This is a genomic window from Microbacterium sp. USHLN186 (assembly GCF_037145155.1).
Classification (GTDB): domain Bacteria; phylum Actinomycetota; class Actinomycetes; order Actinomycetales; family Microbacteriaceae; genus Microbacterium.
In genome coordinates this window covers 214,626-239,613 of record NZ_JBBCYA010000001.1, presented here as the reverse complement: position 1 = coordinate 239,613, position 24,988 = coordinate 214,626, and the positions used below count along the sequence as shown (strand labels likewise).

At 69.0% G+C, this 24,988-nt stretch carries 25 protein-coding genes and 1 pseudogene; 12 read left to right on the top strand and 14 right to left on the bottom strand.

Annotated features, from left to right (window positions below; all coding sequences use genetic code 11):
* Window positions 1–64: 64 nt before the first annotated feature.
* Complete coding sequence (locus tag WFG93_RS01100) at window positions 65–895, top strand: SDR family oxidoreductase (protein ID WP_336644471.1); 831 nt, start codon at window positions 65–67, stop codon at window positions 893–895.
* 4 nt (window positions 896–899) lie between these two features.
* On the opposite strand, the gene WFG93_RS01095 is transcribed toward WFG93_RS01100, so the two are convergent.
* Together WFG93_RS01095 and WFG93_RS01090 are read right to left on the bottom strand one after the other, a co-directional pair.
* A complete protein-coding gene (locus WFG93_RS01095; RefSeq protein WP_336644470.1) occupies window positions 900–1,631 on the bottom strand; it encodes a sulfite exporter TauE/SafE family protein in 732 nt (243 codons plus the stop codon).
* 27 nt (window positions 1,632–1,658) lie between these two features.
* Window positions 1,659–2,312, bottom strand: coding sequence for a bifunctional 4-hydroxy-2-oxoglutarate aldolase/2-dehydro-3-deoxy-phosphogluconate aldolase (locus WFG93_RS01090; RefSeq protein ID WP_336644469.1), 654 nt, complete (start codon window positions 2,310–2,312; stop codon window positions 1,659–1,661).
* 99 nt (window positions 2,313–2,411) lie between these two features.
* On the opposite strand from WFG93_RS01090, the gene rlmN reads away from it, so the two are divergent.
* Window positions 2,412–3,728: a 23S rRNA (adenine(2503)-C(2))-methyltransferase RlmN gene (gene rlmN, locus WFG93_RS01085; protein ID WP_336644468.1), complete on the top strand. Its 1,317-nt coding sequence runs from the start codon at window positions 2,412–2,414 to the stop codon at window positions 3,726–3,728.
* A gap of 289 nt (window positions 3,729–4,017) precedes the next feature.
* Here the strand turns inward: rlmN and WFG93_RS13965 are convergent.
* A pseudogene (locus WFG93_RS13965) lies at window positions 4,018–4,236 on the bottom strand (SixA phosphatase family protein); the annotation flags it as partial.
* 103 nt (window positions 4,237–4,339) lie between these two features.
* Between WFG93_RS13965 and WFG93_RS01075 the strand changes: the two are divergent.
* The 3 genes from WFG93_RS01075 to WFG93_RS01065 are packed head-to-tail and all read left to right on the top strand — an operon-like array spanning window position 4,340 to window position 7,508.
* On the top strand, window positions 4,340–5,947 hold the full coding sequence (locus tag WFG93_RS01075) for a DUF4407 domain-containing protein (RefSeq protein WP_336644466.1): 1,608 nt from the start codon (window positions 4,340–4,342) through the stop codon (window positions 5,945–5,947).
* A gap of 12 nt (window positions 5,948–5,959) precedes the next feature.
* Window positions 5,960–6,451, top strand: a complete 492-nt coding sequence (locus WFG93_RS01070) for a hypothetical protein (protein ID WP_336644465.1) — start codon at window positions 5,960–5,962, stop codon at window positions 6,449–6,451.
* A gap of 43 nt (window positions 6,452–6,494) precedes the next feature.
* Window positions 6,495–7,508 carry an aldo/keto reductase family protein gene (locus WFG93_RS01065; protein WP_336644464.1) on the top strand — a complete coding sequence of 338 codons (1,014 nt, stop codon included), beginning with the start codon at window positions 6,495–6,497 and terminating at the stop codon, window positions 7,506–7,508.
* Between the two features lie 63 nt (window positions 7,509–7,571).
* On the opposite strand, the gene WFG93_RS01060 is transcribed toward WFG93_RS01065, so the two are convergent.
* Genes WFG93_RS01060 through WFG93_RS01035 form a run of 6 tightly spaced genes read right to left on the bottom strand, consistent with a single transcriptional unit; the run spans window position 7,572 to window position 12,782 of the window.
* Window positions 7,572–8,960, bottom strand: coding sequence for an FAD-binding oxidoreductase (locus WFG93_RS01060; RefSeq protein WP_336644463.1), 1,389 nt, complete (start codon window positions 8,958–8,960; stop codon window positions 7,572–7,574).
* The gene (locus WFG93_RS01055) at window positions 8,953–9,471 is read right to left on the bottom strand and encodes a glycine cleavage system protein R (RefSeq protein ID WP_336644462.1); all 519 of its coding nucleotides are present in this window, start codon (window positions 9,469–9,471) and stop codon (window positions 8,953–8,955) included. The genes WFG93_RS01060 and WFG93_RS01055 overlap by 8 nt, the downstream gene beginning before the upstream one ends.
* An 18-nt stretch (window positions 9,472–9,489) precedes the next feature.
* Window positions 9,490–10,539 carry a PLP-dependent cysteine synthase family protein gene (locus tag WFG93_RS01050; protein WP_336644461.1) on the bottom strand — a complete coding sequence of 350 codons (1,050 nt, stop codon included), beginning with the start codon at window positions 10,537–10,539 and terminating at the stop codon, window positions 9,490–9,492.
* A 51-nt stretch (window positions 10,540–10,590) separates the two neighbouring features.
* Window positions 10,591–11,382: a GntR family transcriptional regulator gene (locus WFG93_RS01045; RefSeq protein WP_336644460.1), complete on the bottom strand. Its 792-nt coding sequence runs from the start codon at window positions 11,380–11,382 to the stop codon at window positions 10,591–10,593.
* A 6-nt stretch (window positions 11,383–11,388) separates the two neighbouring features.
* Window positions 11,389–11,787: a D-ribose pyranase gene (gene rbsD, locus WFG93_RS01040; RefSeq protein WP_336644459.1), complete on the bottom strand. Its 399-nt coding sequence runs from the start codon at window positions 11,785–11,787 to the stop codon at window positions 11,389–11,391.
* Between the two features lie 20 nt (window positions 11,788–11,807).
* Window positions 11,808–12,782, bottom strand: coding sequence for a ribokinase (locus WFG93_RS01035; protein WP_336644458.1), 975 nt, complete (start codon window positions 12,780–12,782; stop codon window positions 11,808–11,810).
* 113 nt (window positions 12,783–12,895) lie between these two features.
* Here WFG93_RS01035 and WFG93_RS01030 point away from each other — a divergent pair, with 113 nt between their 5' ends.
* Window positions 12,896–13,552, top strand: coding sequence for a transaldolase family protein (locus WFG93_RS01030; RefSeq protein ID WP_336644457.1), 657 nt, complete (start codon window positions 12,896–12,898; stop codon window positions 13,550–13,552).
* Window positions 13,553–13,780: 228 nt separating this feature from the next.
* Here WFG93_RS01030 and WFG93_RS01025 read toward each other — a convergent pair whose 3' ends face one another.
* Window positions 13,781–14,461 (bottom strand): FadR/GntR family transcriptional regulator, encoded by a 681-nt coding sequence (locus tag WFG93_RS01025; RefSeq protein ID WP_336644456.1) that lies wholly within the window; start codon window positions 14,459–14,461, stop codon window positions 13,781–13,783.
* 56 nt (window positions 14,462–14,517) lie between these two features.
* Between WFG93_RS01025 and WFG93_RS01020 the strand changes: the two genes are divergently transcribed.
* Window positions 14,518–15,396, top strand: coding sequence for an amidohydrolase family protein (locus tag WFG93_RS01020; protein WP_336644455.1), 879 nt, complete (start codon window positions 14,518–14,520; stop codon window positions 15,394–15,396).
* Between the two features lie 145 nt (window positions 15,397–15,541).
* On the opposite strand, the gene WFG93_RS01015 is transcribed toward WFG93_RS01020, so the two are convergent.
* The 3 genes from WFG93_RS01015 to WFG93_RS01005 form a co-directional block, all read right to left on the bottom strand.
* Window positions 15,542–16,531 carry a hypothetical protein gene (locus WFG93_RS01015; protein ID WP_336644454.1) on the bottom strand — a complete coding sequence of 330 codons (990 nt, stop codon included), beginning with the start codon at window positions 16,529–16,531 and terminating at the stop codon, window positions 15,542–15,544.
* A gap of 197 nt (window positions 16,532–16,728) precedes the next feature.
* Window positions 16,729–17,481: an SDR family NAD(P)-dependent oxidoreductase gene (locus WFG93_RS01010; protein ID WP_336644453.1), complete on the bottom strand. Its 753-nt coding sequence runs from the start codon at window positions 17,479–17,481 to the stop codon at window positions 16,729–16,731.
* Window positions 17,478–18,338: a fumarylacetoacetate hydrolase family protein gene (locus WFG93_RS01005; protein WP_336644452.1), complete on the bottom strand. Its 861-nt coding sequence runs from the start codon at window positions 18,336–18,338 to the stop codon at window positions 17,478–17,480. Before WFG93_RS01005 ends, WFG93_RS01010 begins: the two co-directional genes overlap by 4 nt.
* 120 nt (window positions 18,339–18,458) lie before the next feature.
* Here WFG93_RS01005 and WFG93_RS01000 point away from each other — a divergent pair, with 120 nt between their 5' ends.
* Genes WFG93_RS01000 through WFG93_RS00990 form a run of 3 tightly spaced genes read left to right on the top strand, consistent with a single transcriptional unit; the run spans window position 18,459 to window position 21,180 of the window.
* On the top strand, window positions 18,459–19,754 hold the full coding sequence (locus WFG93_RS01000; RefSeq protein WP_336644451.1) for an L-fuconate dehydratase: 1,296 nt from the start codon (window positions 18,459–18,461) through the stop codon (window positions 19,752–19,754).
* Entirely contained in the window at window positions 19,741–20,706 is a 966-nt protein-coding gene (locus tag WFG93_RS00995; protein ID WP_336644450.1) for an aldo/keto reductase, read from the top strand. Before WFG93_RS01000 ends, WFG93_RS00995 begins: the two co-directional genes overlap by 14 nt.
* 54 nt (window positions 20,707–20,760) lie before the next feature.
* Complete coding sequence (locus WFG93_RS00990) at window positions 20,761–21,180, top strand: RbsD/FucU family protein (protein WP_336644449.1); 420 nt, start codon at window positions 20,761–20,763, stop codon at window positions 21,178–21,180.
* 92 nt (window positions 21,181–21,272) lie between these two features.
* Here WFG93_RS00990 and WFG93_RS00985 read toward each other — a convergent pair whose 3' ends face one another.
* Window positions 21,273–22,148: a sugar phosphate isomerase/epimerase family protein gene (locus WFG93_RS00985; RefSeq protein ID WP_336644448.1), complete on the bottom strand. Its 876-nt coding sequence runs from the start codon at window positions 22,146–22,148 to the stop codon at window positions 21,273–21,275.
* A gap of 214 nt (window positions 22,149–22,362) precedes the next feature.
* On the opposite strand from WFG93_RS00985, the gene WFG93_RS00980 reads away from it, so the two are divergent.
* Both WFG93_RS00980 and WFG93_RS00975 read left to right on the top strand, forming a co-directional pair.
* A complete protein-coding gene (locus WFG93_RS00980) occupies window positions 22,363–23,868 on the top strand; it encodes a sugar ABC transporter ATP-binding protein (RefSeq protein WP_336644447.1) in 1,506 nt (501 codons plus the stop codon).
* On the top strand, window positions 23,865–24,896 hold the full coding sequence (locus WFG93_RS00975; protein ID WP_336644446.1) for an ABC transporter permease: 1,032 nt from the start codon (window positions 23,865–23,867) through the stop codon (window positions 24,894–24,896). The genes WFG93_RS00980 and WFG93_RS00975 overlap by 4 nt, the downstream gene beginning before the upstream one ends.
* The last annotated feature ends 92 nt before the right edge of the window (window positions 24,897–24,988 follow it).

The following is a 24,988-nucleotide window of genomic DNA, read 5'->3' as shown; positions in this document are numbered from 1 at the left end:
CAGGCGGCAGGAACTCATACCGGAGCGAGTAGCGGTGGTGGTAGATGAAGAGCAAGGAGAGAACATGACCCTCGCAGGCAAGACCATCCTCATGTCGGGCGGCAGCCGTGGCATCGGCCTGGCCATCGCGCTGCGAGCCGCAGCAGACGGCGCGAACATCGCCATGCTCGCCAAGACCGACACCCCGCATCCGAAGCTCGAGGGCACCGTGCACACCGCGGCGGACGCAGTCCGCGCCGCGGGCGGCCAGGCCCTGCCGATCGTCGGCGACGTCCGCGACGACAGCCAGGTCACCGAGGCGGTGATGAAGACGCAGGGCGAGTTCGGTGGCATCGACATCGTCATCAACAACGCCAGCGTCATCGACCTGTCGCGATCGCTCGACCTCTCTGCCAAGAAGTACGACCTCATGCAGGACGTCAACGTCCGCGGCACGTTCATGCTCTCCCGAGCTGCCGTGCCGGTGCTGCGCGAGTCGGCCAATCCGCACATCCTGTCGCTCTCGCCGCCGCTGAACCTCTCGCCGAAGTGGCTCGGCGCGCACACCGGCTACACCCTCGCCAAGTACGGCATGACGATGGCGACGCTGGGTCTGGCTGCCGAGTTCGCGGATGCCGGAATCGCCGCCAACACGCTGTGGCCGCGAACCACGATCGCCACCGCCGCCGTCCAGAACCTCCTCGGCGGGGACCGGGTGATGGCCGCCAGCCGCACCGCCGACATCTACGCCGATGCGGCCTACGCGGTGATCACCAAGCCTGCCGCGACGTACACGGGTCAGACGCTCATCGTCGAGGACGTGCTCGCCGCCGACGGGGTCACCGACTTCTCGAAGTACGCCGCCGTTCCCGGCACCTCCGACGACCGGCTGTTCCCCGACATCTTCCTCGACTGACCGCTCAGAACAGCAGGTAGACCGAACCGGCGATCGTCAGCGCGATCACCAGTCGGTCGAACAGTCGCTGCGGCATGCGCTTGGCCACACGGATGCCCAGCAGCGCCCCGATGACGACCATCGGGGCCAGGGTGAGATCCAGCAGCAGCACCTCGGGGGTCAGCAATCCGATGCCGGCGAGGAACGGCACCTTCGTGAGGTTCACGATCGCGAAGAACCAGGCGGAGGTGCCGAGGAACACCTGCACCGGGGTGCGCGTGGCCAGGAAGTACATCGACATCACCGGGCCGCCGGAGTTCGCGACCATCGTGGTGAACCCGGCCAGCGTGCCGTAGCCTGCTGCCGCGACGCGACCGGATGCCGGGGCGCTCGCGCGCCGGCGCCGCCACAGCGTGAGCGTCACCATGGCCAGCAGGATGACGCCGATGGTGCGGCGCACGACGGCGTCACTGCTGAGTGCGAGGAATCCCGCACCGACGAGCAGGCCCACGACGACGGCCGGCGCCAGACGCAGCAGCGTGCGTCTGTCGGCATGGCGGCGGTAGGCGAGGAGAGCGAAGACGTCGCCGACGATGAAGAGCAGCAGCATCGCCGCCGTCGAGGTGCGTGCGGGCAGAACGGATGCCAGGATCACGACGGCGATGGTGGAACTGCCCGGCAGCGCGGTCTTGCCGATTCCGGCGATGAGCGCAGCCACGGCGAGCAGCGCCCACGCACCGATGTCCATGCTGCTCATGATGGCGCGCGCTGTGCCGCGCGGCGGTCAGCGGCTCGCGGCCAGCGCGGCGGCGAAGCGACTTGCGCGCGCTTCGAGGTCGGCCCAGTCCGACGCGGCGATCGCGGCGGAGCTGGCCAGATCTCCGCCGGCGCCGACCGCGACCGCTCCCGCCTCGAACCACGCGCCGAGGTTCTGCGGCGTCACGCCGCCGGTGGGCATGAGGGGGGCATCCGGGAACGGTCCGCGCAGCGCGCTCAGATACCCCGGGCCGCCGAGCGACGCCGGGAAGATCTTCACCACATCAGCGCCGAGGTCGCGTGCGGTCATCACCTCGGTGGGCGTCAGCGCTCCGGTCATCACGACACGGCCCGTGTCACGCATCGCGTGGGTGAGATCGGGGAGAGTGCCGGGGCTCACCAGGAAGGCCGCGCCCGCCGCCGCCGCGTCCTCGGCCTGAGCGCGGGTGGTCACGGTTCCCGCGCCGATGTGGGCGGCCGCTCCGTGTCGACGGATGAGCTCGCGGATCACGGCAGGCGCCTCCGGCGTGGAGAAGGTGACCTCGATACCGGTGATGCCCCCGGCGATGATCGCCTCTGCCGCGTCCAGCGCCGCTTCCGGCGAGGGCGCCCGCAGCACGGCGAGCACGCCCGTCTCCCTCGTGCGTGCGAGGCGGTCATCGCCGCTCGGTGCTGGACCCATGTCGCTCCTCTGATCGGTCCTCTCATTGTGAGACTCAACAGCCTGTAATTACAAGTCGGACTCGGCAATCTCCGAGGGCGCTACCCGTAACCTGGATGCATGCCCGCCTCCTCAGACGCTTCGCGCCCGCAATCCACCCCGGTGCGCGCCACCGGACGGCCGCGGGGCAGCGCCGCGTCGGGCGAAGACATCGGCACGGGCTCTTCGCGCCGTACGCAGGTGCGCCCTGCCACCGAGGGATGGACGCAGCAGAAGGATGCCGAGGGGCGCCCCCTGCTGCAGTTCGCGAGCCCGAAGCGCGGCAAGCCGCCCGTGCACCTGGCTGATCTCACGCCGGCGGAGCGCGTGGAGAAGGTGAAGGAGCTCGGGCTTCCGGGGTTCCGCGCCAAGCAGCTGTCGACGCACTACTTCACGCACTACACCTCCGATCCGGCGCAGATGACCGACCTGCCCGCCGCACAGCGCGAGCAGCTCGTCGCCGGGATGCTGCCGCCCCTGCTCACCGAGGTCAAACGGCTCGAGACCGACCGTGGCGACACCATCAAGTTCCTGTGGCGTCTGCACGACGGGGCGCTGGTCGAGTCGGTGCTCATGCGCTATCCCGGCCGCATCACGCTGTGCGTGTCGTCGCAGGCCGGATGCGGGATGAACTGCCCCTTCTGCGCGACCGGCCAGGCGGGTCTGACCCGCAACATGTCGACGGCGGAGATCATCGAGCAGATCGTGCGCGCGAACCGCCTGATCGCCGATGGCGGTCTGGGCGGGAAGCGTGCGAGCGATCATTCCCTCGAGCGAGTCAGCAACATCGTCTTCATGGGCATGGGCGAGCCGCTGGCCAACTACAAGCGCGTCATGGATGCCGTACGCACCATGGTGGCGCCACAGCCGGACGGCCTGGGCATGAGCGCTCGCGGCATCACGGTCTCCACGGTGGGCCTCGTGCCCGCGATCAAGAAGCTGGCAGACGAGGACATCCCGGTCACCTTCGCACTGTCGCTGCACGCTCCCGACGACGAGCTGCGCGATGAGCTCATCCCGGTCAACTCGAGGTGGAAGGTCGGCGAGGCACTGGATGCCGCACGGGAGTACTTCGACAAGACCGGACGTCGGGTGTCCATCGAGTACGCCCTGATCAAGGACATGAACGACCACCCGTGGCGCGCCGACCTGCTCGCCTCGAAGCTCAACTCCCGCGGGCGGGGCTGGGTGCACGTGAACCCGATCCCGCTGAACCCCACTCCCGGATCGATCTGGACCGCATCAGAGGTGCACGTGCAGAACGAGTTCGTGCGCCGCTTGAACGACGCGGGGATCCCGACCACGTTGCGCGACACCCGCGGCAAGGAGATCGACGGCGCCTGCGGCCAGCTCGTGGCGACCAGCGAGGACGAGGCGGAGGCCGCCGCGCTGGCCTGAGTGCGCGTCGTCGACGATCGTCGACGAAAGAGCATCAGCGCGGGGTGCGCAGAGCCACGAGGTCGCCGGAACCCGAGATCAGCTCTGCCCAGGAGCCCACGTCCAGAGTGCACTCGGCGACGGCGCACGTCGGGAACTCCACGAACTGCCCGGTGAGCTCTGCGACGGCGTCCGCCATCCCGGGGTTGTGCCCCACGAGCATCGCGACGTCCGCGTCGTCGGGCAGTTCCGCGGCCACGCGAAGGATCGTCTGCGCCGAGGCGGCGTACAGCAGCGCCTCGTCCGCCACCTCCATGCCGAAGGCGGCGGCATACGCGTCCGCCGTCGTGCGCGCACGCAGCGCCGTGCTCGAGACGATGTGCGCCAGTGCAACACCCTCGTCGACGAGACGTCGCGCCATCGCGGGGGCATCCCGGCGCCCGCGGGCATTGAGTGGACGGTCATGGTCGCGCACCGCCGGGTCTGCCCAGTCGGATTTCGCGTGGCGGGCCAGCAGGAGCGTCTTCATGCTCTCAGCCTGGCACCGCGCGCGGGAAGGCGCAGCGGTTCCTGGGAGTCGTTCGCAGGCGGCATCCGGCAGTCCCACAGCCGAGGTTTCCTACGCTCATAGGATGTCCTACTCCGCACATCGCCCTGGCCGCATGGATTCCCAGGGGCGGATCTCGTTCGAGTCCGGCGCCCCCGAGGGCGCCGTGACAGACGACGACCTCGAATTCCTGCGTCAGTACGAGCCCTCGGGGTCGGACACCCCTGCCCCCGTCGACCAGCCCCGCGAGGCGCCCGCCGACGATGCGCCTGCATCGCCGGCGCCGGCATCCCCACCGCGCGCGCCCCGCACGCCGCGCTCGCCGCGTCTCCCGCGCGCCCGCCGCCAGAAGCGCGAGCGCACCCCCGGCTCGCGGCTGCGCGCCCTTGCCATCCTCGGCGGCGCCGAGGGAGAGGTCCTCGACCGCGTGCCGAGCGAGACCCCGCGGTTCGTGCAGATGTTCTTCGTGCTGCTGGGAACGGCGCTGGTCTCGGCGATCTCGATGATGTTCGCCCTCAGCACGGGCGTGCAGGTGGCCATCTGGGTGGCCGTGCCACTGGCCATCGTCTGGGCGGCCATCATCTTCAACCTGGACCGTTTCCTCACATCGACCATGACCTCCACTCGGAAGGTCGGCAAGATCATCGCGCTGGCGCTGCCGCGTGTGGCCATGGCCGCGCTCATCGGCTTCCTCGTCGCCGAACCGCTGGTGCTGCAGGTGTTCCACAACGACATCGCGCGCGAAGTGGCATCCACGAACATCACGCAGGCGCAGACCGACCAGGATGCGCTCGAGAGCGGTCCGGAGAAGAAGGCGCTGGATGCGGCATCCGCTCGCGTCGCCGCACTCGAGAACCAGGCAGCGACGGGTGTCGTCGCCGGCACCGACTCGGGCTCGGCATCCACGACCGCGGCGAAGTCGACCGTCGACGAGCTGACGGGCAAGATGGCCGAGCAGCAGAAGGTGATCGACTCCGCCCGCGCGCTGTACCAGTGCGAGCTGACCGGTGAAGGAGTCGGGGAGGTCCCCGGCTGCACCGGGGTGAACGGGCAGGGCTCGAGTTCGGATGCCGCCAAGGCGCAGCTCGCCCAGGCGCAGCAGACGTACGACGCCCTCGCCGCGCAGCTGCGCAGCGCGAACGACGACCTCTCCGCGGCGGAGTCCGACGCGAAGGCCAACACCACCGCATCCGAAGCCGCCAACCGCGCGCAGGCGAAGGATCAGCTGCCCGCCGCGAAGCAGACCTATCAGCAGGCACTCGGCGCCTACAATGCCCGTGCCGACGCCGTCGCACAGGGCAATGCGGGTGCCGTCGGCCTGCTCAGTCAGATCACCGGGCTGAACCGCCTGGCCGACAAGGAGCCGACGATCCTCTGGGCTCACTGGCTGATCGCCGCGCTGTTCTTCATGATCGAGCTGCTGCCGGTGCTGGTGAAGGTGCTCACCAGCTGGGGGGACCCGACCCTGTACGAGCGCACCCGCGCGATCCGCAATCAGGTGGAGCTCGACCGGGTGAGCGCCGAGGGCTTCCGCGATCGGGCGGCGATCGTGACCGGCGCGGAGGCGCGGTCCACCGCAGGCGCGTCTGCGGATGCCAGGTCTGCCCGGCCGGGGGCATCCGGGTCCGCGAATGAGCGTGCGGAGACCGAGCCGATCACGCGCGCCGACATCCGCGAGACCGCGTCGGTCTGACATGATGGCGCCATGAACGCCCCTGCGGTCACCACGCTGCGCGTCGCGCTCGGCGGCGTGGCAGCGGTGACGACTTACGCTCTGATCGCCGCCGTGCAGATCCTGGTGCTGAATCCGCTCGCAGCGGTGCCGGGATCATCCCTCGCTGCGATCTATGCGGAGATGGATGCCGTCGGCGAGACCATGCCGGTGACCATGCCGCTGCTGCTGCTCGGCGCCGGAGTGGTCGCGGCGATCGCGGTGGCGGTGCTCAGCATCCGATCGCGGCTGGAGCCCACGCTCAGCGCCTTGCTGTTCCTGCTGCTGCTGATCATCGGCACCCCCGGGTACTTCGTCGCCTCGTTCGGCCCCGGGATGAACCTCGCTGACGCGTTCATGATCAGCGGTGGCGATCACAGCCGGTGGTCGCTTCTGCTCTATGCGGTGAGCCTCGTCGCTGCCGTCGCGGCCGTGGTTCTGGCGACGCGGATGAGGGGATCGCGTCCCGCCGTTGTCAAGGCCTGACGCATCGCGCCGCGCGGACCCAGATCGCGGATAGCGTGTATCCATGGTCAACTATCGCTACCTCGGAAACAGCGGATTCAAGGTCTCGGAGATCACCTTCGGCAACTGGGTGACCCATGCCTCGCAAGTCGACGACGACGCCGCCATCGCCACCGTGCACGCCGCACTCGATGCCGGGATCACCACTTTCGACACCGCCGACACCTACGCCAACACCGCGGCGGAAGTCGTGCTGGCCAAGGCTCTGGCCGGCCAGCGCCGCGCGGGGCTGGAGATCTTCACCAAGGTGTACTTCCCCACCGGGCCGAAGGGCCCGAACGACACCGGTCTGAGCCGCAAGCACATCTTCGAGTCGATCGACGGATCGCTGCAGCGGCTCGGCACGGACTACGTGGACCTCTATCAGGCGCACCGGTATGACTACGAGACGCCACTCGAGGAGACGATGCAGGCCTTCGCGGATGTCGTGCGTCAGGGCAAGGCGCTGTACATCGGCGTCTCGGAGTGGACCGCCGAGCAGCTACGCGAGGGACATGCCCTCTCGCGCCAGCTCGGGTTCCAGCTGATCTCGAACCAGCCGCAGTACTCGATGCTGCACCGCGTGATCGAGGGCAAGGTCGTGCCGACCGCTGAGAGCCTGGGCATCTCGCAGATCGTGTGGTCGCCGATGGCGCAGGGCGTGCTCAGCGGCAAGTACCTGCCCGGCCAGCCCGTGCCGGACGGCTCGCGTGCGACCGACCCGCACTCGGGTGCGGAGTTCATCAAGCGACTGCTGCAGGACGACATCCTCACCGCCGTGCAGAAGCTCAAGCCGATCGCGGCGGACGCCGGCCTCACCATGCCGCAGCTGGCGATCGCCTGGGTGCTGCAGAACCAGAACGTCGCCGCCGCGCTGGTCGGCGCTTCGCGGCCCGAGCAGCTCGCGGAGACCGTGAAGGCATCGGGTGTGCGACTCGGCGCCGACGTGATGGCGGCCATCGACGAGGCGCTCGGCGACGTGGCGAACACGAACCCCGAGGACACCTACGACGTGTCGCCCAAGACCCGGCTGGTCTGACCCGGCCCGTTCGACGGATCGAGCCCCGCTTCCCGCGCGATCGCACGGGAAGCGGGGCTGTGTTCAGAGCTCTCCGAACACAGCCCCCGGGTTGAGGATGTTCTGCGGATCGAGCGCCTTCTTGATGCGCAGGTTCAGCTCGAGCACGTCCTCGCCGAGGTAGTCGGCCAGCCACGGCTGCTTGAGACGGCCGACGCCGTGCTCGCCCGTGATCGTGCCGCCCAGCGCGATGGCGAGATCCATCACCTCGCCGAAGGCCACCTCCGCACGCGCCTTCTGGTCGGCATCCGCCGGGTCGAACACGATGAGCGGATGGGTGTTGCCGTCGCCGGCATGCGCGACGACCGCGATCTCCACCGCGCGCCTCTCGGCGATGGCCCGCACCCCTTCGAGAAGCTCACCCAGGCGTGGCAGCGGTGCGCCGACGTCCTCGAGCAGCAGTGCGCCGCGCTTCTCAACGCAGGGGATGGCGATGCGCCGCGCTTCGATGAGCGCCTCGCTCTCGTCCGGGTCGCTGGTGGCGTACACCTCGGTCGCGCCGTGCAGGGCGCACAGCTTCTCGATGGCCTCGATCTGCGCGGTTGCGACCTCGGGCGCCTCATCGGACTGCACGATGAGCATCGCCTCGGCGATTCGGTCGAGCTGCATGCGGGTGACGTCCTCGACGGCGTTGATGGTGACGCGGTCCATGAACTCGAGCATGGACGGGCGCATCGCGCTCTTGACGTCGACGACGGCCGCGATGGCGCCGCTGACGCTAGGGAACATCGCCACCAGCGTCGTCGGCGTGCGCTGCGCGGGCACGAGTCGCAGTGTCGCCTCCGTCACGATGCCGAGCGTTCCCTCGCTGCCGACGAACAGCTTCGTCAGTGACAGCCCGGCGACGTCCTTCAGTCGCGGTCCGCCCAGCGTCACGGCGCGGCCATCGGCGAGCACGACCGTCAGCCCCAGCACGTAGTCGGTGGTGACGCCGTACTTCACACAGCACAGCCCTCCGGCGTTGGTGGCGATGTTGCCGCCGATCGAGCAGAACTCGTACGACGACGGGTCGGGCGGGTACCAGAGGCCGTGCTCGGATGCTGCGGCCTTCACCTCGGCGTTGAGGGCGCCCGGCTGCACCACGGCCATCTGCATCGTCGGATCGATGGTGACCTGCCGCATCCGCTCGAGCGACACGACGAGCGCGCCGTCCACGGCGGTCGAGCCGCCCGACAGACCCGAGCCGGCGCCGCGCGGCACGATCGCGATCCCGGCGCGGGCCGCGATGCGCACGGCGGTCTGCACGTCGGAGGTGGATCGGGCGCGCACGACGGCGAGCGGCGTGCCGGCGTCCGGGTCCTCGGCGCGGTCGCGTCGGTACGCCTGCAGTGAATCGGGATCGGTGACCACAGCGTCGGTCCCCAGGGCGTCGGTCAGCGCGTCGACTACCTCCGCGGCAGAGATTTCACTCATCGCCGTCCTGGTCGATCTCGACCTGCAGATCGTGAGTGAGACGCTCGATGTCGGCACGCAGCGTGTCGAGGTCCGCCGACGCCGGAACCGTCGCGGTGACCGCCGATTCGAAGAGGCGTCCTCCCGCCATCGCCGCGTCGCGGGTGTGGGTGACCATGGTCTCGATGCTCAGTGCGTGGGCGCTGAGCACGCCGGAGATCTCACGGACGATGCCGGGGCGGTCGTTGCCGAGCACGGTGAGCGAGATGCGGCGATCCGTCACTGCGGGTGCCGGATCCGCGCTTTCGTGCACGCTGACGGCGAGCGTGCCCTGCAGTGCGCCCAGGTCCGTGCGCAGCGCATCGACGCGGTCGTCGGCGACGGAGATCTGGATCACGCCTGCGAAGGTGCCGGCGAGCTCGGCGAGCTGGCTGTTCTCCCAGTTGCCGCCGTGCGCGTCGACGATGTCGGCGACAGCGGAGACGAGTCCGGGGCGATCCGCTCCCGCGACGGTGAGGATGAGCGTGGTCATGCCCTCAGCGTAGCCCGCTCACCACTCCCCGCTGTCGAGGAAGCGCTCCATCCGCTCCCGGTGCGGCCGCATGTCCCAGCCCTGCGCGGCGACCCAGCCGTCGTCGTAGTAGGTCTGCGTGTAGCGGATGCCGCTGTCGCAGATCAGGGTGACGACGCTGCCGGTCTCACCGGCCTGCCGCATGCGCGCGATCAGCTCGAATGCGCCGTACAGATTCGTGCCGGTGGACCCGCCGGCGAGGTGCAGCGTCCGCTCGCGCAGCAGGCGGATGGCGGCCACCGACGCGGCATCCGGCACCGCGATCATCTCGTCGATCACGCTCGGCACGAACGACGGCTCCACGCGCGGCCGACCGATCCCCTCGATCATCGAGGCCCTGCCCACGGCATCCGGATCACCTTGCCAAGCGGCGTAGAACGCCGAGCCCTCGGGGTCGGCCACCGCGACCTGCGTGGGATGGCGGCGATAGCGCACGTAGCGGCCGAAGGTGGCGCTGGTGCCGCCGGTGCCGGCGCCCACGACGATCCAGCGGGGGATGGGATGCCGCTCCAGCGCCAGCTGGCTGAACACGCTCTCGGCGATGTTGTTGTTGCCGCGCCAGTCCGTCGCCCGCTCGGCGAAGGTGAACTGGTCGAGGTAGTGGCCGTGGCATCCGGCGGCGAGGCGGCGGGCCTCCGGCGAGATCTCGTCCGCGTGGTCGACGAGGTGGCAGTGTCCGCCGTAGAACTCGATGAGCTCGATCTTCTCGCGACTCGTCGAGCGCGGGATCACCGTGATGAACTTCAATCCCAGCATCCGGGCGAAATAGGCCTCGGACACCGCCGTGGAGCCGCTGGAGGATTCGACGAGCGTCGTGTCCTCGTCGATGAGCCCGTTGACGAGCCCGTAGAGGATCAGCGAGCGGGCGAGCCGGTGCTTGAGCGAGCCGGTGGGATGCACCGACTCGTCCTTCAGGTAGAGGTCGATGCCCCACTGGGCGGGCAGCGGGAACAGATGCAGGTGAGTGTCGGCCGAGCGGTTGGCATCCGCCTCGAGCACCTGGATGGCGGAACTGACCCATTCGCTCATGATCCTCGAGCGTAGCGGTCGGTGCGGCGCGAACAGGAGTCGCGGATGCCGTCAGTCGACGTGCACGAGTGATCCCTGCGAGCTGTCCGCGCCGAGCCGGAATTCGAAGCGCGAGCGGTCGCCGCGGTGGTATGCGATGAAGAACTCGATCGGCCGGCCGGACTCGTCACGGCTGACGCTGCGCAGCCGCAGCAGGGCCGATCCCGCGCTCACCCCCAGCTGAGTCGCCTGCTCGTGTGTCGCGACGGTGGCCTCCGCGGACCGCACGCCGTGCGTGGCGACCACGTCGTGCGCGGCGAGGAGCGCGTACAGCGAGGATTCGCGGAGATCGACGCCGAGCGTGGGCTCGCCCACATCGAGCGGCATCCATGTCGTCGACAACGACCAGGCCTGCCCGTCCACGTGGCGCAGGCGGGTGAGCACGACGACGGGAGTGCCGGGGTCGAGCTCGAGGGCGCCGGCGACCTCGGCATCCGCTTCGACGATCTCGTGGCGCAGCACGTCGCTGCGCACGTGGCCACCCCGGCGCTGCACCTCGTCGAACAGGCCGACCAGGGTGTGCACGAGCGACTCACTGGTGCGCGGGCGGGCGACGAAGGTGCCCTTGCCCTTGATGCGCTCGATGGCACCCTCGTGCTCGAGCTGTGCAAGCGCCTGCCGCACGACCGTGCGGGAGACGCCGTACTGCTCGCACAGCCGATGCTCGCCGGGGAGCGGGTCGCTCGGCTGCAGGCCGTCGCGCGAGATGCTGTCGAGGATCAGCTGACGAAGCTGGTCGTACAGCGGCGCAGTGGAATCGCGGTCGATGCCGCCGGCGGCGGTCGTGTCGGAGGTGGTGCTCATGCCGACTCAGTACGCGACGCCCGCGTGCAGGATCACGTTCGCGTACGGGGTGAACTCGCCGGAGCGCACGAAGGCGCGAGCGGAGTGGGTGCGGTTCTTGAACTCGACGTGTGGCACCAGCTCGATCTCGATCCCGGGCAGGCGCTCGCGCAGGGCCTCGAGCACATGGGGGCTGACCTCGGCCACTTCCGCCGAGACCGTCGCGCCCTCGACGACCATCTCCGCCAGCACGGTGTCGAGCACGTCGAAGAAGGCGGGAGCACCGGGCCGGTAGGCGAGGTCGATGCGCTCGGCGGCCGTGGGAATGGGCAGCCCAGCATCGGTGACCACGATGAGGTCGGTGTGTCCGGTCTCGCTGATCACCCGTGACAGTGCCGGGTTGATGGTGGTGTCGGTCTTGCGCATTCGAGCTGCTCCCCTTCGTGTCAGTGCTCGTGTCGGCGAGCCGGTGCCGCGGCGGCCGAGTTAGCGGTGAGCAGGGCATCCACCTCTTCGCGGCGCGGCAGGCTCGGTGACGCCCCCTGACGCGTGACGGTGATCGCGCCGGCGGCGCTGGCCAGACGCGTCGCCTCCGCGAGCGTCCAGCCGTTCGCGAGCGCGGCGCCGAGGTACCCGGCGTACGCGTCTCCCGCGGCGGTGGTGTCCACCGGCTCCATCGGGATCGGCTCGATGAACGTGACGCCGTCTGCGGTGACCACGCACGAGCCCTTCTCCGCCATGGTGATCACCGCGGCCCCCACACCCTGCGCGAGGAACCAGCGTCCCGCGCGCTCTGCCGATTCGGCATCCGTCACCTCGACGCCGCTCAGCAGCGCCGCCTCCGTCTCGTTCGGAGTGACGATGTCGACGCTCTCCCAGACCTCGACAGGCAGCGCCGCCGCGGGCGCCGGATCGAGGACAACCGTCATGCCGTGCGCGCGAGCGCGGGAGGCGATGTGCAGGGTGAGCGACGCGGGCGTCTCGAGCTGGGTGAGCAGCACCGAAGTGGTCGGGGCGAGGGCCTCGAGTGCGGCGTCGATCTGCTCGGCGCTGAGCTGCGCGTTGGCCAGCGGCACCATCACGATGTCGTTCTGGGCCGAGGCGTCGACGCGGATGTGGGCGATGCCGGTCGGTCCCGGCACGGTGCGCAGATGGGTGAGGTCAACGCCCGCGCCGCTGAGACCCTCGACGATGAGATCGCGGAAGAGGTCGTCGCCGACGCAGCCGACGAAGCTGGTGCGCGCCCCCGCGAGTCCCGCGGCGACCGCCTGGTTGGCGCCCTTGCCGCCCAGCAGCAGCGTGAACTGGTCGCCCAGGATGGTCTCACCGCGGGCGGGCAGACGCTGGGAGAAGGTGGTCACGTCAGCGGTCACGCTGCCGACGATCACGACGCCGGTGCGGGGGCTCGAGGCAGTGGTCATGGTGTTCCGATCGTCGTCGTACCGGCGTCCCGCTGTCTTTGGACGCGGACGGATGCTGTCATAACATTAGCCGCAAGCAAACCTGTAACGACAGGTTGACGGGAGGAGAACGGATGACCGCTCCGCGGCTCTATGTGGACAGTGCCGACGTCGACCGGGTCGGCAGGCTGCTCGCCGCCGGTGTGGTGCACGGCGTCACCACCAATCCCACCATTCTGGAGCGCGGTGGTCGCCGCGCCGACGAGATGACGGAGCTGTACGAGCGCTGGGTCGCGGAGGGCGCCGCGGAGGTGTTCTTCCAGACCTGGGGCGGCGATGCGGCATCCCTGCTGCGCAACGCCCAGGGCATCCGCTCGCTCGGTGACCGGGTCGTCGCGAAGGTGCCGGCGACAACGGACGGGTTCGCGGCGGCATCCGCTCTGGTGCGCGATGGCGCGTCGGTGCTGGTGACGGCGGTGTACTCGGTCGCGCAGGCGCTCGCGTGCGCGAGCATCGGCGTGCGCTACATCGCGCCGTACCTCGGTCGGATGCGCGACGCCGGGCTGGACGGCGCCGGGATGATCGCCCGGATGCAGGCGATGTGCGCGGGCAGCGGCACGGATGTGCTGGCGGCGAGCCTGCGCAGCGCCGATGACATCGTGCAGCTGCGGGAGGCGGGTGTGCCGTACTTCACCGCCGCGCCCGACGTACTCGAGGAGATGCTGTTCAACGAGGTGAGCGATACCTCCGCGGCGGAGTTCGACGCAGCCATGCTGCGCCTGCGCGCCTGACCCGCCCCCGCCCTCCCTTTCACCGCCTCTCGCTCCGGTATGAGTTCGTGCCGCCCGCGATGCTGCCAGGCAGCATGAAGTCATACCGGAACGAGGAGCGGTGTCGCCGTCCTCTGGGGCGGGGAGCGGGGAGCGGGGCTCTGGGCCGGGAGCGGTGCTCTGGCGCTCTGGACGGGGAGCGGTGCTCTGGCGGGGAGCGGCGCTCTGGGCGGGGAGCGGTGCGGTGCGTCAGGCGGTCGCCGCCTGACGCAGCCAGCGCTCGACGCCGGCGACATGCGCGGTCGCGAGTGACGTCGCCAGCGCCGAGTCGTGGGCGGCGATCGCCTCGGCGATCGCCCGGTGCTCCGACAGCGTGCGCTCGACCGCGCCCTGCTCGGTCACCCCGCGCCACACCCGCGCGCGGACCGTCTGGCTGCTCAGGCTCTCGATGAGACTCGCGAGGTAGTCGTTGCGGGTGAGGCGCACGACCTCACGGTGGAAGCGGATGTCGTGCGCGACCAGGTCGTCGATCGACACCGTTCCGGGATCGATCGACGAGATCTCCTCGAGCAGAGCCTGCGCTTCGTCGGCCGTCGCGTTGCCCGCAGCCAGGCCGGTGGCCTGCGATTCCAGCATCCGGCGCACCGCGAACAACTCGAGCAGCGAATCGTCGTCGTGCATGTCGACGACGAAGCTGATCGCCTCGAGCAGCAGATGGGGTTCGAGGCTGGTGACGTACGTCCCGTCGCCGCGGCGGACGTCGAGCACGCGGATCACCTCGAGCGCCTTGACCGCCTCGCGCATGGAGTTGCGGGAGAGCCCGAGTCGCTCGGAGAGCTCCTTCTCGGGAGGCAGTCGGTCGCCGGGCGCGAGCTCACCTGAGACGATCATCGCCTTGATCTTCTGGATCGCCTCGTCGGTGACTGCCATGGGGTCATCCTAGCCATTGATCGGATGTCTGAGCTCGGGCGTGTGAGGATGGAGGTATGCGCGTCGTGGACAGTCACCTGCATCTCTGGGATCCGAGCGTCCTCAGCTACCCCTGGCTCACCGGGGAGCTGGACGCGAGGTTCGCCGCCGAGGAGCTGGCCGCTGAGACGGCTTTGGACGCCGCGGACCAGACCGCCGTCTTCGTGCAGGCCGATCCCGTCGCGGAGCAGGCGATGGATGAGGTGCGCTGGGTGGACTCGCTTGCGCGCGCCGCCGGTGTGGTCGGGATCGTGGCGGGAGCCCGGCTCGATAGCGGGCCGGCGCTCGGTCAGCACCTCGATGCTCTGTCGGAGTTCGAACGCGTGGTGGGGGTGCGGCACCTCCTGCAGAGCGAGCCGGACGGATTCGCTCGCACGGATTCCTTCCTCGCCGGAGCGCGAGAGCTGGCGCGCCGAGGGCTGACGTTCGACGCCTGCGTGCGCTCTCATCAGATCCCCGACGTCACCGCGCTGGCGGATGCCGTGCCCGACCTGCCCGTCGTGCTCGATCACCTCGGCAAGCCGGCGATCGGCACCGCATCGGCGCCGCTGCGTCCCAGTACGGAATGGGCGCGGGATCTGCGCGAGCTGGCGGCGCACCCGCAGGTGCACGTCAAACTGTCCGGACTGCCGGCCGAGGCAGATGGCGTGGTCGACGGCGACCAGGTGCAGCCGTTCCTCGACATCGCTGCCGAGATCTTCGGCGAGGAGCGGTTGATGTGGGGCAGCGACTGGCCGGTGTCGTCGGTCCGCGCAGGCGGATCCACAGGTCCGCGCTATGTCGCGGGGAATCGCGAGGCCTGGCGCCGAACGGTGCGCGACTGGGCGGAAGCGCGGGGGCTGGCGATCGACCGGGTGTTCTGGTCGAACGCGCTCGCGTTCTATGGCATCCGCTGACCCCCCCATCCCCTCCGTCCCTTCCCGCATCCGCTGACCCGCCATCCCCCCCCGGTATGAGTTTCTGCCGCCAACGTGCAGTTCAGGCGGCAGAAAGTCATACCGGAAGGAGAAGCGGGCGGCGGGGCGGTACAGGCGGGCGGCGTCAGGCACGAGCGCGCAGCGCTGCGCGCACGCGCGCGACCATGGCGTCCGGATCGGCGAGCAGCTCCGCCGTCACTTCGATCACCACCCAACCCGCGGCGCGCAGCCGCGCGAGGCGTTCCACGTCCGCCGCGTAGTGGGCGGCGTGCAGGATGCTCTGATACTCGATCGCGAGCTTCCGCTCCGGATAGGCAAGGTCGGCGCATGCGAGGAACCGCCCGTGCTCGTCGTAGATGTCGTGATTGAGCCTCGGTTCGGGCAGTCCGCCGAAGATGAGATGACAGCGCACTGCGCTCTCGCGCGGCGACCAGGAATCCACGCGAATCAGGTCGATCGCCTCGCGCAGACGGCGGTTGCCGGTCCTGCGGCCGGCGTCGATGGCCGCCTGCAGCTGCGCGACGGTCGCGAGGGGAGGCGCGCCGGCATCCGGACGTCCGGGACCGCTGCGCCACACGCGACAGAAGTGATCTCCGAGGGCGACGAGATCGAGCAGCGGCAGACGGCCGAGGCTGGCCCAGGTGGTCGCCGGATCCGCCACGGGTATCTGCTCGACATGGGTGTAGCGCGAGGTGCGGTGCCGGGCGCGGTGGGCGGTGACCGCGGCTGCGCGGATGAGATGGCCGCGGCCGAAAGTGCTCACGTGGACGGTGAGGTCGGAAGGCGCGGCGAGCTTCCCGGCATCCGTCCACGCGAGCGGCAGCGGCGCGCGCCACATCGCCGCCGCTGATTCGTGACTGATGAACTGGGCGCGCGCCAGTCGGGGCGCGTAGTGACGCGCGAGTCGGCGCCGCGCCTCGGCCTGCTGGAGGAAGGGGTCGTCTTCACCCGGGGATTCCGCGTCGGATGCCGGGGGAGGAACGGTGCGGATGCCACGGAACGGCCGCTCGAGGTCGCCGCGCCGCAGCCGTCCCGGACTCACCCCGGCTTCGGCGGCTGCCCGAACGCTGAAGGTCGTGCCCAGGGCGGAGGGGAGGGGGCGTGGTGACGGCATCCGCCGACGTTCGCAGATCCACGGCGCGAGCGCGTCGAGTTATCCACAACCCGCAACGCGAGCGGCTATCCCGGCGCAGTCAGTCCATGTCCGTCACGGCCAACCGCCGAGCTCCGGTATGAGTTCGTGTTGCCTAGAAGCGATCCGGGCGACACAAACTCATACCGGAGCGAGAAGCGGGGCCAAGCGGGGAGGGGCTATTCGGAGCGCAGCCGCAGCGCAGCCATGCCGCCGTCGACCTCGATGCACGTTCCCGTGGTCGAGCCGGAGGCCGGGCTCACCAGGTACAGCACCGCCCCGGCGACCTCATCGGCCGACACCAGCCGGCCGTGCGGCTGACGGGCGTTGAGCGCGGCGCGCTCGGCGGCCGGGTCATCGGCCGAGTCGAGCAGCCGCCCCACCCACGGCGTGTCGGCCGTACCCGGGTTGACCGCGTTGACGCGGACGCCCTCGCGCAGGTGATCCGCCGCCATCGCGCGGGTCAGCGCCGAGACCGCGCCCTTGGACGCCGAGTACAGCGCGCGCTGCGGCAGTCCCGTCGTCGATGCGATGGATGCCGTGTTGCACACCGCCGCCGAGGGCGACTGCCGCAGCCACGGCAGCGCCGCCGAGGTGACTCGCGCGATCCCTGTGACGTTGATCGAGAGCACGCGCGCCCACTCGGCGTCGTCGTTCGCGGTGATGTCGCCCTGCGCGCCGATCCCCGCGTTGTTGATCACGATGTCGATGCGCCCGAAGCGCTCTGCGACGGCTGCGACCGCGGCATCCACCGAGGCACGATCCGATATGTCCGCGGTGAACGTGGCGAGGCGCTCGTCGGCGCCGGAAGGATCGCGATCGAGCACGGCGACCTGCGCGCCCTCTTCGTGGAGTCGGCGGGCGATCGCCGCGCCGATTCCGGATGCGCCGCCGGTGACGATCGCGACGAGACCCTCCATCTGCGCGCTCATCGCTGTGCCTCCCACGCCACGAACTCCTGACGCTGGCGGCCCAGGCCCTCGATCTCGATCTCGACCACATCGCCCGCCTTCAGATACGGGAACTTCCCGCCGAACGCCACACCCTGCGGGGTGCCGGTGAGGATGAGATCGCCGGGCTCGAGGGTGACGTACTGCGAGAGGTGGTGGACGATCGTGCGCACGTCGAAGATCATGTCGTTCGTGTTCGAGTCCTGCCGCGCCTCGCCGTTGACGAAGCTCTTCAGGTTCAGATCGTCGACGTCGACCTCGTCGGGGGTGACCAGCCACGGCCCGGTGGGATTGAACCCGAACGCGATCTTGCCCTTCGACCACTGCCCGCCGGACACCTCCATCTGGAACGCGCGCTCGGAGACGTCGTTCGCCACCACGTATCCCGCGATGTGCTTGGCCGCGTCGTCGGGCGAGTCGAGGTACGCGGCACGGGCGCCGATCACGATGCCGAGCTCGACCTCCCAATCGGTCTTCTCACTGCCGCGGGGGATGGTCACGCTGTCATTCGGTCCGACGACCGTGTTCGGGGTCTTCAGGAAGATGATCGGCACTGTCGGCGGCTCGGAGCCGGACTCGCGGGCGTGCGCGGCGTAGTTCTGCCCGATGCAGATCACCGCGCTCGGGCGCGCGATGGGCGCACCGATGCGCAGCGAATCGGCATCCGCCAGCTCGGGCAGCGAACCGCCCTCGAGGGCGGTGCGGGTGCGCTCGACCGGGGCGTTGGCGAGGAAATCGCCGTTCACATCGGATGTCACAGGGCGCAGGTCGTAGGTGCGGTCTCCGTCGATGACGACGGGGATCTCGCTCCCCGGCTCGCCGAGTCGTGCGAACTTCATGGCTCTCCTTCGTGTCGCGCGGACGGATGCTGGGACAGCATCCGCACGTTGACAGTATAGACATCGGATGTTTACACTCCAAGGGTCTGCGTCGGAATCACCGCGCATTGAAGGAGCACTGTGAGCCGTATCGTCGCGCTGGACACCAGCGACATCCGCTTCCCCACCTCGCTGAGTCTTGACGGCTCGGATGCCATGAACCCCGACCCGGATTACTCCGCGGCCTACGTGATCATCCGCACGGATGCCGCCGACGGCATCGAGGGGCACTCTTTCGTGTTCACCATCGGTCGCGGCAACGACGTGCAGGTCGCGGCGATCGATGCGCTCGCCGGCCACCTCGTGGGACGCGAGCTCGAGCCGCTGCTGGATGACATGGGCGGCACCTTCCGCGACATCATCGGCGACTCGCAGCTGCGCTGGCTCGGCCCGGAGAAGGGCGTGATGCACATGGCCATCGGCGCGGTGATCAACGCGCTGTGGGACATCAAGGCCAAGCGCGCCGGACTGCCGCTGTGGCAGCTGCTTGCCCGCATGACGCCCGAGCAGATCGTCGACCTCGTCGACTTCCGCTACCTCACCAATGCGCTCACCCGTGACGAGGCGCTGCAGATCCTGCGCGCCGCGGTCCCCGGACGCGCGGAGCGCGAGGCGGAGCTGCTTGCCACCGGCTACCCCGGATACACCACCAGCCCGGGCTGGCTCGGCTACTCCGACGATAAGCTCGAGCGCCTCGCGCGGGAGGCGATGGCCGACGGCTTCACCCAGATCAAGCTGAAGGTCGGTGCCGACCTCGACGATGACATCCGTCGCTTCCGCAAGGCGCGCGAGGTGGTCGGTCCTGACTTCCCCATCGCGATCGACGCGAACCAGCGCTGGGAGGTGTCCGAGGCGATCGAGTGGGTCAACGCGCTCGCCGAGTTCGATCCGGCCTGGATCGAGGAGCCCACCAGTCCCGACGACATCCTCGGGCACGCGGAGATCGCCCGCGGAGTCGCCCCCATCCGAGTGGCCACCGGCGAGCACGCGCAGAACCGGATGATCTTCAAGCAGCTGCTGCAGGCCGACGCCATCAAGGTCATGCAGATCGATGCGGTGCGCGTCGCGGGTGTGAACGAGAACATCGCCAACCTGCTGCTGGCCGCGAAGTTCGGCGTGCCGGTGTGCCCGCACGCGGGCGGCGTGGGGCTGTGCGAGGCCGTGCAGCACCTCTCGATGTTCGACTTCGTCGCCGTCAGCAGCACCCGTGAGGGTCGCCTGATCGAGTTCGTCGATCACCTGCACGAGCACTTCGTCGTGCCGACCGACATCCAGGGCGGGTCGTACATGGCCCCCACGGCGCCCGGCACGAGCATGCAGATGCATGCCGACAGCATCGCGAAGTACACCTGGACGGGTAACCATGTCGTCGACTGAACTCGAACTGCCGGCACTCGGCTACGGCGCGGCGAACGTCGGCAACCTGTTCCGCCCGATCAGCGACGATGAGGCGTGGGCGCTGCTGGAGGCGGCGTGGGACGCCGGCATCCGCTACTTCGACACCGCACCGCATTACGGACTCGGCCTGAGCGAGCGCCGTCTCGGCGCCTTCCTGCAGACCAAGCCACGCGACGAGTTCGTGCTGTCCACGAAGGTCGGTCGCCTGCTGCGCCCGAATCCCGCGCACGCGCCGGGCGGGCTGGACACCGCCAACGACTTCCACGTGCCCGACGACCTGCAGCGCGTGTGGGACTTCACCGAAACCGGCATCCGCACCAGCATCGCCGAGTCGCAGGAGCGACTGGGTCTCGAGCGCATCGACCTGCTGTACCTGCACGATCCAGAACGCAACGATCTCGACCTCGCGATCGCGGAGGCCTTCCCCGCCCTCGAGGCGGTGCGCGCGGACGGTGCGGTGCGGGCGATCGGCGTCGGATCCATGGTCTCGGAGGCGCTTGCGCGCTCGGTGCGCGAAGCCGACCTGGATCTGATCATGGTGGCCGGGCGCTACACGCTGCTCGAGCAGCCGGCTGCGGCTGACGTGCTGCCGGCGTGTGCCGAGCGCCAGACCGGAATCGTCGCGGCATCCGTCTTCAACTCCGGTCTGCTCGCGCAGAGCGAGCCGCGGCGCGACGGCCGATACGAGTACGGGCAGCTGCCGGATGAGCTCTGGCAGCGACTCGTGCGGATCGCGGCCGTCTGCTCGGCGCACGATGTGCCGCTGCCCGCCGCGGCCATCCAGTTCCCGCTGCAGGCGAATGTCGTGCGTTCGGTGGTCGTCGGCGGCAGTCGCCCCGCGCAGCTGCGTCAGAACGCCGAGTACGCTGCGCTCGAGATCCCCGCCGAGCTGTGGGCCGAGCTCGCCGCCGAGGGACTCATCCCCGCCTGATAGTCGAAATAGAAGTCGAAGTAGAAGCCATAGTCGAAGTCGAAGGAGATCCGGATGCTCGAAGGAATCGATCCGCTGCTGACGGGTGAGCTGCTGCTGCACCTGGACCGGATGGGGCACTCCGACGCGGTCGTCGTCGCCGACGCGCACTTCCCGGCCTGGGCGCTGGGGGAGCGCGTCGTCGATCTGCCGGGCACGACGACGCCGCAGGTGGTCGCCGCGATCCGCACCGTGCTGCCGCTGGATGACGCGCCCGGCATGGATCTGATGGAGTCCGCCGACGCCAGGGTGCTCGACGTGCAGCGCGAGCTGATGGAGGCGGCGGGCACGGCGCAGGAGACGACCGGCTTCGTGGAGCGCTTCGCGTACTACGACGTGGCCAAGGGGGCCTATCTGATGGTGCGCACCGGCGAGACCCGCAAGTACGGCAATGCTCTGCTGCGCAAGGGCGTGGTCGGTCACCCCTCGTCCTGACCCGCCCCGCCTCTTCTTCCGGTATGAGTTCGTGCCGCTTGGGCGCGATTCATCCGGCACGAACTCATACCGGAGCGAAAGGTGGTGCGGGGTCAGTGCTGGTCGATCGTGCGCACCGCGTGCAGGCCGTCGCGGATGAAGCGGTTGGCGTGCGCGGCGAGGTCGTCGGAGTCCTGCCAGAGGTTGCGCCAGATGCCGAGGGTGTTGCTCAGCTCAGCGCTGACCACGGCCGACGAGAAGGACTCGAACACCACCGGGCCGTCGTAGTGCACGTCGTGCAGCGCGCGGAAGAACGTGCCGAAGTCGACCGATCCGGTGCCGAGGTACCCACGGTGGCTCTCGCCGATGTGCACATAGCCGAGCCTGCCGGCGGCCGCCACATCGTGCACGGGCTGGAACAGATCCGACTCCTCGATGTTCATGTGGTACGTGTCCAGGTGCACCGAGACGTCGTCGCGCTCGATGCCGTCGAGGAAGGCGAGAGCGCCGCGCCCGGTGTTGAAGACGTTGGACTCATAGCGGTTCACGACCTCGAGCGAGAGTCGGATGCCGCGCTGCGCGGCGCTCTCGGCGAGCCGGGCGATCGCGGCGCGGCTGTTCTCAACCCCGCGCTCGGACGTCGGAGCACTGTACTTCTGCATGGCGGAGTAGATGACGCCGCAGAGCACCTCGCCGCCCATTATGGCCACGTGGTCGAGGCAGCGCTGCAGCAGCTCCTCGCCGGCGGCGACCACGGTGGGATCCTCGCTGGAGAGGTCGGTCGCGGCGGTCAAGCCGAGGGATGCCGTCACGGCGAGGTCGTTGTCGCGCAGCATCCGGGCCGCCGACGCCGAGTCGAAGCCGTCGACGTCCATCAATGGGACCTCGATGAGATCGAAGCCGGCGCGCTTTGTCCCCTCGATCGCGCGCCGCAGGCCCGCTTCGTCGAAAGTGCCGCTGAAGACCAGAGCGTGCGCACCGATGAGCATGTCTCTCCTTCCGGGAGCACGGACTTCGCGCACCCGACGTGCTCAGATGTTATTACAAGTTTGTTGTGATGTCATTACAGGCCTTCCCAACGGCCCGGGCGTCACGTACGGTCGATTGCACTTGCGCCGGAGCCACGAGCGGCGCACAATTGATCCGATGTTTGAAATGGATTCCACGGCGGAATCCGGATGACCTTCGAGGAAGCAGGTGCCGATGAGTGATCCCATCCTCAGGGTGGAGGGAATCAGCAAGGGGTTCCCCGGCGTGCAGGCGCTCCAGGACGTGCATCTCGAGGTGCGCGCCGGCGAGGTGCTCGTGCTCGTCGGCGAGAACGGCGCCGGCAAGTCCACCCTCATGAAGATCCTGTCGGGCATCTACACCCGCGACGAGGGAACGATCATCTTCGAGGGCGAGCCGGTCGAGCTGACCAGCCCCCTGCAGGCGCAGCAGCTGGGCATCACGATCATCCACCAGGAGCTGAACATGATGCCCGACCTCACGGTCGCGCAGAACATCTACATCGGCCGTGAGCCGAAGGCGGGCCCCTTCCTCTCGGAGCGTGCGCTGAACCGCCGCACCGAGGAGCTGCTCCAGCGTCTCGAGATCAAGCTCGACCCGCGCCGGAAGGTCGGCGAGCTGACCGTGGCCGAGCAGCAGATGGTCGAGATCGCCAAAGCTCTCTCGTTCAACGCCAAGGTGCTCATCATGGACGAGCCGACCTCGGCGCTCACCGACACCGAGGTCGAGACCCTGTTCGTGCTCATCGAGCAGCTCAAGCAGCGCGGCACGGGAATCGTGTACATCTCGCACCGCATGGACGAGCTGCGACGGCTCGCCGATCGCGTCAGTGTGCTGCGCGACGGCGCCTACATCGGGTCGCTGGAGAAGTCCGAGATCAGCATCCCGACGATCATCGAGATGATGGTCGGGCGCGCGATCGACGAGGGCACCCGCCCCGAAGCCCGTGATCACAGCGACGCCCCCGTCGTGCTGGACGTGCAGGGCCTGTCGACCAAGGCTCTTCTCGATGACGTGTCGTTCCAGCTGCACCGCGGTGAGATCCTCGGCTTCGCCGGCCTGATGGGCGCCGGGCGCACCGAGACCGCCCGCGCGATCATCGGCGCCGATCGCCGAGACGGCGGCACGATCGTCGTCGGCGGCGACTCGGTGCGCATCCGCAAGCCGGAGGATGCCGTGAAGCGCGGCATCGGATACCTGTCCGAAGACCGCAAGCTGCTCGGGCTCATGCTCGAGCAGGACGTCACCTTCAACACCGTGCTCGCGTCGCTCGACTCCTACGCCAACGGCATCGGCTGGATGAGCGACCGCAAGGCGAAGAACCAGACCAAGGACTACGTCCAGCAGCTGCGGGTGAAGACCCCGTCGGTCAATCAGATCGTGAAGCTGCTGTCCGGGGGCAACCAGCAGAAGGTCGTCATCGCCCGGTGGCTGATGCGCGACTGCGACATCCTCATCTTCGACGAGCCCACTCGCGGCATCGACGTCGGGGCCAAGGAGGAGATCTACCGCCTGATGCAGCAGCTCGCGGCATCCGGCAAGTCCATCATCGTCATCTCGTCGGAGCTGCCCGAGATCCTGCGCGTCGCGAACCGCATCGCCGTGTTCGCGAACGGGCGGATCACCGGCACCCTGCGCAACGAGGAAGCCAGCCAGGAGAAGATCATGCAGCTCGCCGCCCATGGGGAGGAAGAAGAATGAGCACGTCACAGCAGTCCGGATCGACGACCACCGTCGTCCAGCAGGCGGTCGCCGAGAACACCGACAAGCGTGATGTCGGCGGGATGCTGAAGCGCCAGCTGCAGCAGTCCCTCGCGTTCGGCACGCTGGTCGTGCTGGTGATCTTCTTCGCGATCGCCAGCCCCGCGTTCTTCACGGTGAGCAACCTCACCACGGTGCTGCTGTCGACCGCGGTCATCGCGATCCTCGCGCTCGGCACGACCTTCGTCATCATCACCGGCGGCATCGATCTGTCGCTCGGCACCGGCATGGCGCTGTGCGCGGTGATGACCGGCGTCTTCATCACGAACTGGGGTCTGCCGATCTGGGTCGGCGTCCTCGGCGGCATCGCCACCGGCGTGCTGATGGGCCTGGTCAACGGCGTGAACATCACGGTCCTGCGCCTGCCGCCGTTCATCGCAACCCTGGCGATGATGATGATCGCGGGCGGTCTCGCCCTGGTGATCTCCAACGTCCGCCCGATCTACTTCTCGACCTCGGCGCCGGACTTCAAGCGCATCGCCCTGGGGGTGCTCATCCCCGGTATCCCGAACGCCGTGCTCATCACGATCGTGCTGGCGATCGTCGCCGCGCTGGTGCTGTCGAAGACCCTGCTCGGCCGCTACACCTTCGCGATCGGCTCGAATGAGGAGGCGACCCGGCTCTCGGGCGTCAACACGCGCCGTTGGACGATCTTCGTGTACATGTTCGCCGGGGCGTTCATCGGTGTCGCCGGCGTCGTCATCGCCGCGCGGCTGGACTCCGCCCAGCCGCAGATCGGCATGGGCTACGAGCTGCAGGCCATCGCGGCCGTGATCATCGGCGGCACGTCGCTGCTGGGCGGTCGCGGTTCGATCACCGGCACCGTGATCGGCGCGCTGATCATGAGCGTGCTGGTCAACGGACTCAGCATCCTGTCGATCCAGACGGAGTGGCGCAACATCGTCGTCGGCGTCGTCGTGCTCCTGGCCGTGTTCTTCGACTCGCTGCGCAACCGTCAGCGCACCTGAGTGTCGCTTCGTCTCAACATCCCTTCCCGCATCACCATCCCGAATCACCCCGTGCCGATCTCCCGATCGGCCCACACAGAGAACAATGGAGT

Excerpts from the sequence above, each read along its gene's own strand:
- WFG93_RS01100 (WP_336644471.1), top strand. The coding sequence starts at position 65 with ATGACCCTCGCAGGCAAGACCATCCTCATGTCGGGCGGCAGCCGTGGC.
- WFG93_RS01095 (WP_336644470.1), bottom strand. The coding sequence starts at position 1,631 with ATGAGCAGCATGGACATCGGTGCGTGGGCGCTGCTCGCCGTGGCTGCG.
- WFG93_RS01090 (WP_336644469.1), bottom strand. The coding sequence starts at position 2,312 with ATGGGTCCAGCACCGAGCGGCGATGACCGCCTCGCACGCACGAGGGAG.
- rlmN (WP_336644468.1), top strand. The coding sequence starts at position 2,412 with ATGCCCGCCTCCTCAGACGCTTCGCGCCCGCAATCCACCCCGGTGCGC.
- WFG93_RS01075 (WP_336644466.1), top strand. The coding sequence starts at position 4,340 with ATGTCCTACTCCGCACATCGCCCTGGCCGCATGGATTCCCAGGGGCGG.
- WFG93_RS01070 (WP_336644465.1), top strand. The coding sequence starts at position 5,960 with ATGAACGCCCCTGCGGTCACCACGCTGCGCGTCGCGCTCGGCGGCGTG.
- WFG93_RS01065 (WP_336644464.1), top strand. The coding sequence starts at position 6,495 with ATGGTCAACTATCGCTACCTCGGAAACAGCGGATTCAAGGTCTCGGAG.
- WFG93_RS01060 (WP_336644463.1), bottom strand. The coding sequence starts at position 8,960 with ATGAGTGAAATCTCTGCCGCGGAGGTAGTCGACGCGCTGACCGACGCC.
- WFG93_RS01055 (WP_336644462.1), bottom strand. The coding sequence starts at position 9,471 with ATGACCACGCTCATCCTCACCGTCGCGGGAGCGGATCGCCCCGGACTC.
- WFG93_RS01050 (WP_336644461.1), bottom strand. The coding sequence starts at position 10,539 with ATGAGCGAATGGGTCAGTTCCGCCATCCAGGTGCTCGAGGCGGATGCC.
- WFG93_RS01045 (WP_336644460.1), bottom strand. The coding sequence starts at position 11,382 with ATGAGCACCACCTCCGACACGACCGCCGCCGGCGGCATCGACCGCGAT.
- rbsD (WP_336644459.1), bottom strand. The coding sequence starts at position 11,787 with ATGCGCAAGACCGACACCACCATCAACCCGGCACTGTCACGGGTGATC.
- WFG93_RS01035 (WP_336644458.1), bottom strand. The coding sequence starts at position 12,782 with ATGACCACTGCCTCGAGCCCCCGCACCGGCGTCGTGATCGTCGGCAGC.
- WFG93_RS01030 (WP_336644457.1), top strand. The coding sequence starts at position 12,896 with ATGACCGCTCCGCGGCTCTATGTGGACAGTGCCGACGTCGACCGGGTC.
- WFG93_RS01025 (WP_336644456.1), bottom strand. The coding sequence starts at position 14,461 with ATGGCAGTCACCGACGAGGCGATCCAGAAGATCAAGGCGATGATCGTC.
- WFG93_RS01020 (WP_336644455.1), top strand. The coding sequence starts at position 14,518 with ATGCGCGTCGTGGACAGTCACCTGCATCTCTGGGATCCGAGCGTCCTC.
- WFG93_RS01015 (WP_336644454.1), bottom strand. The coding sequence starts at position 16,531 with ATGCCGTCACCACGCCCCCTCCCCTCCGCCCTGGGCACGACCTTCAGC.
- WFG93_RS01010 (WP_336644453.1), bottom strand. The coding sequence starts at position 17,481 with ATGAGCGCGCAGATGGAGGGTCTCGTCGCGATCGTCACCGGCGGCGCA.
- WFG93_RS01005 (WP_336644452.1), bottom strand. The coding sequence starts at position 18,338 with ATGAAGTTCGCACGACTCGGCGAGCCGGGGAGCGAGATCCCCGTCGTC.
- WFG93_RS00995 (WP_336644450.1), top strand. The coding sequence starts at position 19,741 with ATGTCGTCGACTGAACTCGAACTGCCGGCACTCGGCTACGGCGCGGCG.
- WFG93_RS00990 (WP_336644449.1), top strand. The coding sequence starts at position 20,761 with ATGCTCGAAGGAATCGATCCGCTGCTGACGGGTGAGCTGCTGCTGCAC.
- WFG93_RS00985 (WP_336644448.1), bottom strand. The coding sequence starts at position 22,148 with ATGCTCATCGGTGCGCACGCTCTGGTCTTCAGCGGCACTTTCGACGAA.
- WFG93_RS00980 (WP_336644447.1), top strand. The coding sequence starts at position 22,363 with ATGAGTGATCCCATCCTCAGGGTGGAGGGAATCAGCAAGGGGTTCCCC.
- WFG93_RS00975 (WP_336644446.1), top strand. The coding sequence starts at position 23,865 with ATGAGCACGTCACAGCAGTCCGGATCGACGACCACCGTCGTCCAGCAG.